The organism is Belliella filtrata (assembly GCF_022549775.1).
Lineage (GTDB): Bacteria > Bacteroidota > Bacteroidia > Cytophagales > Cyclobacteriaceae > Belliella > Belliella filtrata.
Genome location: NZ_JAKZGP010000043.1, coordinates 35172 through 44959, shown reverse-complemented (window position 1 = coordinate 44959; position 9788 = coordinate 35172). Strand labels below are relative to the sequence as shown.

Here is a 9788-nt window from a genome sequence, read left to right as displayed (position 1 = left end):
AGATGTGTTCGAAAGAATCCAAGCTCACAAACAAAAAGATCTTTATCAACTACTCCCTTCAAACTGGGAACAGTACCGACCTAAATAAAATTATCCCATACAAGATGGGGTTGGTCGGATGGATACCTTGATTTGGAATAGTTTGATTATAAATCACCCTCAACTATGGCGTTTTAGCTAATACAGTATATTTCCTTTTACAGAACTTGATAATCCGATTTGTAATTCGCATTGGTTAAAAAATATGTAAATATGACTATCCACTTTCTTGCTACTAGCGAGTTAATTGTTTAATTGATTAGTTATTTATATTCTGTTAAAAGGACTTGTTCCTTTATGATGAATATTTGAAACTTATTAAAGCTATTTAATATACTATGTGTTACATTAGAAATACTCATATAAATTAAATTTATTACACGACTCTTTTATAATTTCTCACTCCAGCTAATAGCTTTTTCAAAAGCTTTACAAGTTTCAGATTCATAGAATTCTTCAGTTCCTTGTATATTCAACTTATACAAAAGGTCTTCAACATCGTTTCCAGCATCATATTGAACAAGAAACCTATCGATACGAGCCATTTCATCATTTTGAAGGGGACCTAAAAAATGAGATCCTGAGAAACTTTCAGCCACATAGAAACTATAAGTATTGATCCCAACTTGGCTTTTATATATGAGGCTTAACCCACCTGATTGCAAAGTTAATTTCCCATCGCTTTCCTCTAGCATCTCACGCGCAATGGTGTCACGATCGGATTCATGTTCGTCTTTTGAACCCCCAAAAAATTGAGGCATCCCACCGTATCTACGACCTTCTCTTTTTATGGGGAAGTAAAGGTAACCATCATCTTTACTGACAGTTACAAATAAAATTGCATAGGCTTTATTTGGCATAATTTATTTTTTATATGTGATGACAATTGGTGAATTTTAATTTATTGCCTGTAAATCATCTCTTCCGATTTGATCAAAGGTTATTAACGTATATTTTTCTGAAAATCAATTAGTCGGTAGTTTCATAAATTGTCGAATATATTTTTCAGTCCAGTCTTTTTCTTCTGGAGAGGTTTTAGTGAATAATCTTGTTGCTGCCACAGGTAATACCCAACTTCGTATTTCGCCAAGGCTAGTATTGGTAAGTTTTATATATTCTTGAAGGTAGAATTTTGCAAATAACTTTCTATACTTGTTATGCAATTGAAAATAAACTGTCGAACTTTTGAAAATTGGTGCTGGAACTGGGTGCTCTTGGACTAGTAAGGCATGTACAACGTCTGCGATAGGGTTCCCTTTTAATGCTTCTTGCCAATCCAGAATAATTGGGCCTTTATTTGAAAATATGATATTTTCCTGGTGAAAATCGTTGTGACAAAGCTTATCTGCATCGGGAAGCTTGTTCATTTGAGTTAATATTTTTTCAGTTAAATCCTGTCCCAAACGTCCCTTTATACTTAGGATGGATTTTACCATAAATTGCCTCTGGTTTGAAAAATCTCTCACTGGCATACTATGCAAATTTGCCTGAAGTTGAGCAAACTTTTGTGCATAGGTTTTGATTTTATGAGGAGAATTTTTGAGAATACTTGTGATAGTTGGTCCTTTTATATACTCCATAACAATCCCATCCCGTCCTTCAATATTAATGAGGTCCTTTACATTCGGTACAGGTAAATTGTGATTCATTGCCAAGATTGTATTATTGACTTCTCTATTTATATGGTGACTGCTCACATCTTTCCTAAACAGCTTAACTAAAGAGTTAGAGCCATAAAGAAACACTTCTGCGTGGACTGTGGATGATATTAATTCCCCTAGTTTCATTTCTTGTTAGCGTATAAAAGAAATTCGTTGAAAGGGCAAATAAATAAACATTGCTACCCTAACAGCATGATATATGGCTTTCTTGACATATCGTTTTCTACGACGCAGAAAATCATATTTTTGGTAAAGCATTTGTACAGCTGCAGATGCCAATACATGTGCGCATATTTCGTTCTTTCTATTCTTAAATTCTGGACGTATCACATCCAAAATCATAATATATCTCCTTTGGGAAGTATGGTTCCATGCAGTATGCGTTCTAGCATCACAAAAAGGAAGTGTTTTCCCTTCTCTCCATTCTCTGATTTCATTTTCAACCTGAAAACCACAATCTGGGATGGAGCTAGGGATTGATAGCCCCATGTGGCATCTAATCACCGCATCTGTATCACCTTGATGCGGATTTATATTTGAATGTGGTTCCAAGATACTTAAGGATGCAGAAGTACAGCCAGGTAAAGATTTCAGAATCTTCATGGTTTGAGGACACCTACTGCAATTTTTATGGTTTTTCATGTTCCAAAAGATCAAACCCATTGTCTTCCATTTTTTAGGTGGGAACGACATGCTTTTGTTGATTTTATAGGGTTTAAGGCGGTCAGGATCTGCTTCAATCAACCCAAACAGTTCGTCACGAATTATCTTCCAATTATCTTCCAAAATCTTTGTCCAAGACAAATGTTCTGGTTCGTAAAAAGGAGGATGATCTCCTTGATACCTACCACCGAAAATACTGTACCAAGGCTCTAATTCTTGGTTTTTAACTATTTCTACCTGCTTGGGAGCTATTGCTTGGTTATCAATCTTCATTTGATAATTCATTTAAAACCAATTCAATTTCATCAGTCCAATAATTACTAAGTTGACCTTCTATCATTCTTGACAATACTTCATGCTGTTCAAATACTAAATTATGACCTCCTGGTATATAGGTAATTCTAAAATCACTTGAAGAAAATAGGGCCCACTCACGAACCTTTTCAGATGACAATAAGGAATCTGATTCACCAGCAAAAACCATCATACTTGCACTTACAGCTTCCTTGCTTGGCTCATATGTTTCGAGAATTTGGATATCAGCTCTTAGAATATCTTCAGTCCTTTCTAAAGCGAGGCGTCGTTGGTCGGTCTGGGTAGCCCCTTCATATTTCCCTAACACTGCATCAATAAATTCCTGTTGAGGTAATTTATGTAACAAGTCTCCTTTCAAGGAGTCAGGAGCATTACTCCCTGACAAAAACAAGTGGTCTGGTGTAGGTTTATTTGCTTTTTTTAGCGAAACATAGCATTCATAGGCAGTTAGTGCTCCTAAGCTATGACCAAAGAATGCAAAAGGTCCAGTTGGTGGGTCAAATGCTTCGACCAATTCATAAATCAATTCTTTCATCGAGGTAAAAGGCTTTTCATCAGCCCGATCTTCCCGTCCTGGAGTCTGTATACCAATGAGGGTAATGTCAGGGTGAAGCGAATTTATCCAAGATTGAAATACTGCTGGCCCTGATCCTGCATAAGGAAAACAATACAACGTAATTGGAGTTTTCCCTTGTGATTGTTTAAGAATTTTAAACCATTCATATCTTGAAACACTGGAATTGTCTTCAATTACTGGAGGTATATTTTCTGAAGCAAATTCTTGGTTCAGCGTTTCTTCTGTCTTGTAAATCAATTCAAACAAATAGTCAGATACCGCTTTAATGTGAGGATAGTTATATACAAGGGTATTCGGTAGTTTGACCTGAAAATACTGTTCTAATTTAGTCGCAAGTAAAATAGCCATAAGAGAATCCATCCCCAGAAAATTAAATCTTTTGTCCTCGGGGATCTCATCTATTGATTCGATCAACATCACTGACCTTAGTTCATTCCTGACTATCTTTTCGATTCTTTCTCGAGCGTTCTCCTTGGAAGAGTTTAAGATCTGATTTAAGTGCTCTCGAGAAGCTTGATCAACAGGTACTATGTTACTTTTTACTACTTGTTCAAACAAGGAAGGTTGCAGCGTAAAATCAATAAAGGGTTTGTATTTTTCCCAATCTATCTTACAGATTAGAGATAGGGCTTGTCCTGAGGCAAGCTTGGATTCCATAGCAGTTAAGGCTTCTTGGGGCTGCATCAACTTAAAACCCATTTTAAATAAAACATCTCTCTCCTCTGGTTTTGCACTCATTCCTACCTGACCCCACGGCCCCCAATCAATGCATAGCGTTTTTTGCCCGACGCCAAATCGGTATTGACTCAAAGCATCCATGAAAAAATTCGCGGTAGTATAATGGCTGAGATTAACTGAACCCCATAGGGCTGAAACTGAAGAGTAAAGTATAAAGCAATCAAGATCATGGGGCTTGCTTAGCTGATGGAGTGCCCAACTACTTGCAACTTTGATGGCTAAGGTGTCAAAAAATTCTGAGTTGTCAAGTTCCATAATTTTGGAGAACCAATTGACACCAGCTGCATGCAGGATTCCACGTACTGGAATTTTACGGCTCTCAAGAGAATCGAATAGGGATTGTAATTTTGGAATGTCTCGAATATCCATTTTTACAACTTCTAAAGTGACACCCTGCTCTTCAAAAGAAAGTAGTTTTTGTACGACTTCATATTGTTGATGACTTGCTTTCATCGATGTCCATTCGATTTTGTCGGGAAGACTTCTGCGGCTTATTAAAATAAGATGCCTCCCCCCTTTTTCTACTACCCATAAGGCTGTTGCTAACCCTAGCCCTCCCAGCCCTCCTGTAATGATAAAAGCACCATCATTGCGGAAAGCTATGGGTTCATATTGTTTTACTTTAGCAGGCACCAACTGTTCGACAAATTGAATTCCTTGTCTGATGGAAATGCAGTTTTCACTGCCCGGTAGAAGAACTTTTCCAATAATCTGAGTTGCTTTATCTTCGGGAGAGCTACCCAGTTCAAGGTCCATCATACCACCTCGCCATTCTGGATGTTCCAAATACAAAGTTTTGGCAAAACCCCATAGTGGTGCAGCAGTTAAATTGAGAGACACTGATTCTTTTATTGAAACCTGTTGGGAACCTTCTGTGACAATCCATAATTGAGGTGTAATTACAACACGCCTTAATGCCTTTAAGAATGGGATTAATACACCAAGTGTATTGTAGGTTACCTTTCTGAGTTCATCTATATCAAGTTTTGAGCTTGGATCAACATAGCTATTTGAAAAGAAGACTACCTTCCATGCTTCTACATTAGCCCGGCTTTCACTGGTGATTATTTTATTTAAAATCTTATAGATAGCCATAGCATCCATATCATGGGTTAGAACTTCATCAGCCTTGGAATGCTGTGTTTTTATCCCAATCCAAAATACTTGGTGCCCCCTTTTCTGAATCTTGTTTAACAAAGTTTGTAAGGCTGGAGAATTTTCTCCAAGAATAATCCAAGATACATTGGTCCTTACATCTTCTGATTTTTCTGAAATCGTTATTTTTCCTTTTTTTACCCAGGTTAAATCATAATGTATATTTGAGTTGATTTTTTCATCACTTTCGGTTGTTACTTGTCCAAAACTAGAATTGTATATAGGGCCAGCAAATGCAGAAATATTTTCAGCTTCCAACCCTTTTACCCAATAGGACTTATGATTAAAGACTATCCCAGGAATCATCTCTGGATACTTTTTGCCATGGAGCAAAGTATGCCAATGAACGGTCCAACCATCTTGATAAAGTTTACCTATTGAATCAAAAAAGTGAACGGATTCCGTTCGACCACCTTTAGGTATATTCATTGATCTTAACAAAACCAAATCTTTTTTGCTTATACATTCCTTAATTGCAACTAAAGTGCTTGCTCCAGGACCAATTTCCAAGAAATGGTTTACCTCTTCGTTTTCCAAAAGCTTAGCGGCAGAAGAAAACTGAATTGTGTTACGTAAATGATCAACCCAGTGACCTGCATTAGGAGCTTGCTTCATTTCTTCCCCTGTTAAAGATGATATCCACCTCTTCTCAGGACGCCTAAAAGTAAATTGGCCAACATATTCTCGAAAAGGTTCAAGAATAGGATCCAGCAATTGACAATGGAATGCTACATTCATTCTTAAGTTATAAAACTCAACCCCTTGGCTTGAAAAGTGATTAACCACTCTTGCCACTTCCACAGATTCTCCTGCAATCACCGTTTTTCTGGGACTATTTATGACTGCAATTTGAGCTTTTTCTTTATTTATAATTTTTTCAACTTCTTCATGATTTGTGAAAATGGTAACCATTCTTCCTTTTTCGCTAAGTGTGTCTACCAATTCTGATCGTTTCAGAAGAATCTTCATCCCTGTTTCAGGTTCAAAACACCCTGCAATACAGGCAGCAGCATATTCACCCAAACTATGGCCTAAAAGGAAATTTGGAATGATCCCACACTCCTGCCAAAGTGTTCCCAAGGCATACTGGGTGGCAAAGAGAATAGCCTGTAAGTACTTGTCATGCCATACTTGATAATCGTTCATCTTAAAGGCAATCTCCTGAAGTGTCATTGGAAGATCTGAGCTATCTAATACACTAGCGCACCTGTCGAAAGCATCCCTAAAAGTTGGGATTTGATAGTAAAATTCCCGACCCATGAGCATAAACTGCTCACCTTGTCCAGTAAAAAGATAACATATCTTTTGATTGTCAGATGACAGGGTGTTTTCAGGAACAGCAGTTTGGATAAATTGATCAAGTTTGGACTTGAGATCCATTTTGTCCTGCACTAGAAAACTTTTCCTGTACTTTAAATGTGACCTGGCTATAGCTTGAGTGTATGCGAGATCATGGAAAGCAATATCAGGATTTGTTTTCAGGTACTCTAACCAATTTTGAGCCTGTTTTACAAGACCATTCGGTGTTTGAGCAGATATTGGAAATGGCTTGAAAGCAATCATTCCTATTGGTAACTCTTGACCAATCCCAGCAGTAGACTTTTGTTGTTTTTCCTCAGGCTCTTCTAAAATGAGGTGAGCCAATGATCCTCCAAAACCAAAAGAGCTAATGGCAGCACGTCTCTTTTCGTCTGTAGGTTCCCAATTTTGTTTTTTAATGGGGATATCTAACCTTGTATTTTCGAGATGGATGCGTGGGTTTATATTATTCAAATGAATCTGCGGAGGGATTTGCTTATGTTGCATCATCAGTAAAACCTTGATTACGCCTGCAATTCCTGCAGCAGTTTCCAAATGGCCAATATTGGCTTTTACCGACCCCACATAACACTTGTTTTTTGATTGATTGCCATAAAGAAAACCTAATTGTTCCATTTCAACTGGGTCGCCTGTTGGAGTTCCTGTACCATGAGCCTCCAAGTAATTTATTTGACTTCCATAAAGGCCTGCGTCACCTAGCGTTTGGGATATAAGTCTATGCTGGGCTGCACCGTTGGGATAGGTAATGCCCATGCTATGCCCATCTTGACCTATGGACGAACCTTTTACAATGGCTAAAATATGGTCTCCATCACGAATGGCTTCAGAATGTCTTTTTAGCATTACTAATCCACATCCCTCAGAACGAACATATCCATCTGCACTTGAATCAAATGTTTTGCACTTTCCTTCTGGAGACATCATCCCAAACTGAGAGAGCGTGATCGTTGTTCCAGGTGAAAGAATAGCATTTACCCCACCAACAATAGCCTGGCTGCAATCTCCTTTTTGAATTGCCTGCACACCTAAATGAAAAGCTGTTAAGGACGAGGAGCAGGCAGTATCAATTGCCATACTCGGTCCTTTCAAGTCATAAAAATAAGAAAGTCTATTTGCTGCTATACTGTTTGAGTTTCCTAAACCTGAATAGGCATTGAATCCATTCATATCAGGTGTAAGCTTTATTTTCATGTACAGGTAATCATTGTTCGCTATGCCGATAAATACCCCAGTATTTGAATTTTTCAAATCTTCTTTCCTCCATCCTGTATTTTCTAACAACCTCCAGGACGTTTCTAATAACATTCTTTGCTGAGGATCTATCTCAGGTGCTTCATAAGGAGATATACCAAAATGAGCTGTATCAAACTGGTCTATATTATCAGTAAGTCCTGACCATTTGGTATTCATTCTTCCGGGCACAGCTGTTTTTGGGTCATAAAAAATATCATTATCCCATCTGTTTTTAGGTATTTCAGTGATACAGTCTACCCCTTGTATCAATTGTTCCCAAAATTGCTCAGGTGTATTGGCTCCTGCAGGAAAACGACATGCCATCCCCACCACTACCACAGGATCATCTTTTGCTAAACCAGACTGCAACGAAGGTTTGTTTTCGGTTGTAGAATAAAGTGTTTGCAATTCTGATTTTAAATAACGTTCCAGGCATTTTTTCCTAGATATCTTATGGTTAGTAGTTTTTGGGAGCATCCCCTGTGGAAGCAGGTGAATAGCATCAGCTTTAATACCATAGCTTTCCGCTAAATTCCCCTGAATACTTTCAGTGATTTTGCTATATAAATTTATTGGTGTGTGTCTGTGTATTTCCTGAAATACCAAAAGGCTTTCCTTGTTTTTGCTGATATGCGAAACACATGCAGTGAGACAGTTGCTTTGCAACAGTTCCTGGTTGTATTTTACTGCATATTCCAAGTCTTCAGCATTGTAATTTACGCCCCTAACGATTACAATTTCTTTCTTTCTTCCAGTGATGTAAAGAAAGCCTTCTTTGATGAAACCTAGATCGCCTGTGGCTATGAGCTCTTCTTTAATTCCTGAAGTTTTATATGGGTCTATTTCCAGATATCCACTAGAGTTAGATGAAGCCTTGATCATGATTTCTCCTTCTTGCTCTTCGGAAAGTATCTTTCCAGTTTTAATATCTTGAATATAAACAGTGCCCGATTCGAAATCTATTTCGTAAGGAGTCAGTTTTCTTTGAAAGGAATTAATGGGTTTGTTTAAAAAATGAACTCCAAGATCCTTCAAGCCTTTTCGTCCTCCGGCAACCAATAACGTGGCTTCTGCCAATCCGTATACAGGTCTAATGGAATTTGCATCAAAGCCAGTAGGCTCAAATTTTTCTGAAAATCTCTGAAGTATCTCATATGGCACTGTTTCAGAACCTACGTATAGATGCCTAAATTGTCTAAAATCCCAGTCTTTGGAAGGAACCACTTTTTGAATGCACATTTCTAACGCAAATGGAGGAACTGCTGCAGCTGTCCCTTGGAAATCATGGATTGCCTGTAACCAAAGTTTTGGTGTGGAGAGAAATGAAGCAGGAGGTAAAAAAGCTCCAAAACCCGATTCGTAAAGCACAGTAAAAAGATGCCCTACCAAGCCCATATCATGGTGAAAAGGTAACCAGCCCACTACCCTAACACTTTCCTTTCGCTGGAATACCCTGTACATTTTCTCAAGGTTGTTCATTACTTGCCTATGGTTGAGCATTACTCCTTTTGGATTGGCTGTAGAACCAGAAGTGTATTGGATATATGCCAAATCTTCTGGTAAAATATCCGGTAGTGTTACTTTATCTAACAGGTTTTCATACATCAACTCTAATTCAAGGATTTTGACAGCTGGAGAGATTTCTTTGGTTAATGCATCGACAATAGCTCTAAGGTCTTCTGTTATCAGTATGGAATTACCTTTTCCTGACCGAAGTATGTTTAAAATTCGGTCAATGCTTGTTCTGTCTCGCTTGTGTCTTATGGGGGAAAGAGGGGCTGGTACACATCCTGCTAATAAGCACCCAAAGAAGCTAGTAACGAAATGCTCTTGTTCTTCAATGGGCAACAATATTACTTCACCTTTGCTTGTATGCTTTGCCAAATTCTCTGCTACAGTCAAACATTTTTTTCTTAATTCTTGAAAGGTGAATTGTTTCGATTTTTTGGCTTGCAGGTCTAAAAATAAAAGGACTTGTTGATTTTCCAGCTCTTCGGGAAAATGCATCACCATGTCTTGAACAAGTCTTCTTTTTAGGTTGATCTCTTTCATATTATATATTCAAGGATTTAAGTAACGTTGACGGC

4 protein-coding genes are annotated in these 9788 nt (G+C 37.9%); all 4 read right to left on the bottom strand.

Features of this window, described 5'->3' with window-relative positions; genetic code table 11:
- Positions 1-428 precede the first annotated feature (428 nt).
- The 4 genes from MM239_RS14835 to MM239_RS14820 all read right to left on the bottom strand — a co-directional run bounded on the left by MM239_RS14835 (position 429) and on the right by MM239_RS14820 (position 9753).
- Positions 429-899, bottom strand: a complete 471-nt coding sequence (locus MM239_RS14835; RefSeq protein ID WP_241349035.1) for an NUDIX hydrolase — start codon at positions 897-899, stop codon at positions 429-431.
- 105 nt (positions 900-1004) lie between these two features.
- Entirely contained in the window at positions 1005-1826 is an 822-nt protein-coding gene (locus MM239_RS14830; protein WP_241349034.1) for an aminoglycoside phosphotransferase family protein, read from the bottom strand.
- A gap of 6 nt (positions 1827-1832) precedes the next feature.
- Positions 1833-2636 carry an aspartyl/asparaginyl beta-hydroxylase domain-containing protein gene (locus tag MM239_RS14825; protein WP_241349033.1) on the bottom strand — a complete coding sequence of 268 codons (804 nt, stop codon included), beginning with the start codon at positions 2634-2636 and terminating at the stop codon, positions 1833-1835.
- Positions 2626-9753, bottom strand: a complete 7128-nt coding sequence (locus MM239_RS14820) for a type I polyketide synthase (protein ID WP_241349032.1) — start codon at positions 9751-9753, stop codon at positions 2626-2628. Before MM239_RS14820 ends, MM239_RS14825 begins: the two co-directional genes overlap by 11 nt.
- Positions 9754-9788 lie beyond the last annotated feature (35 nt).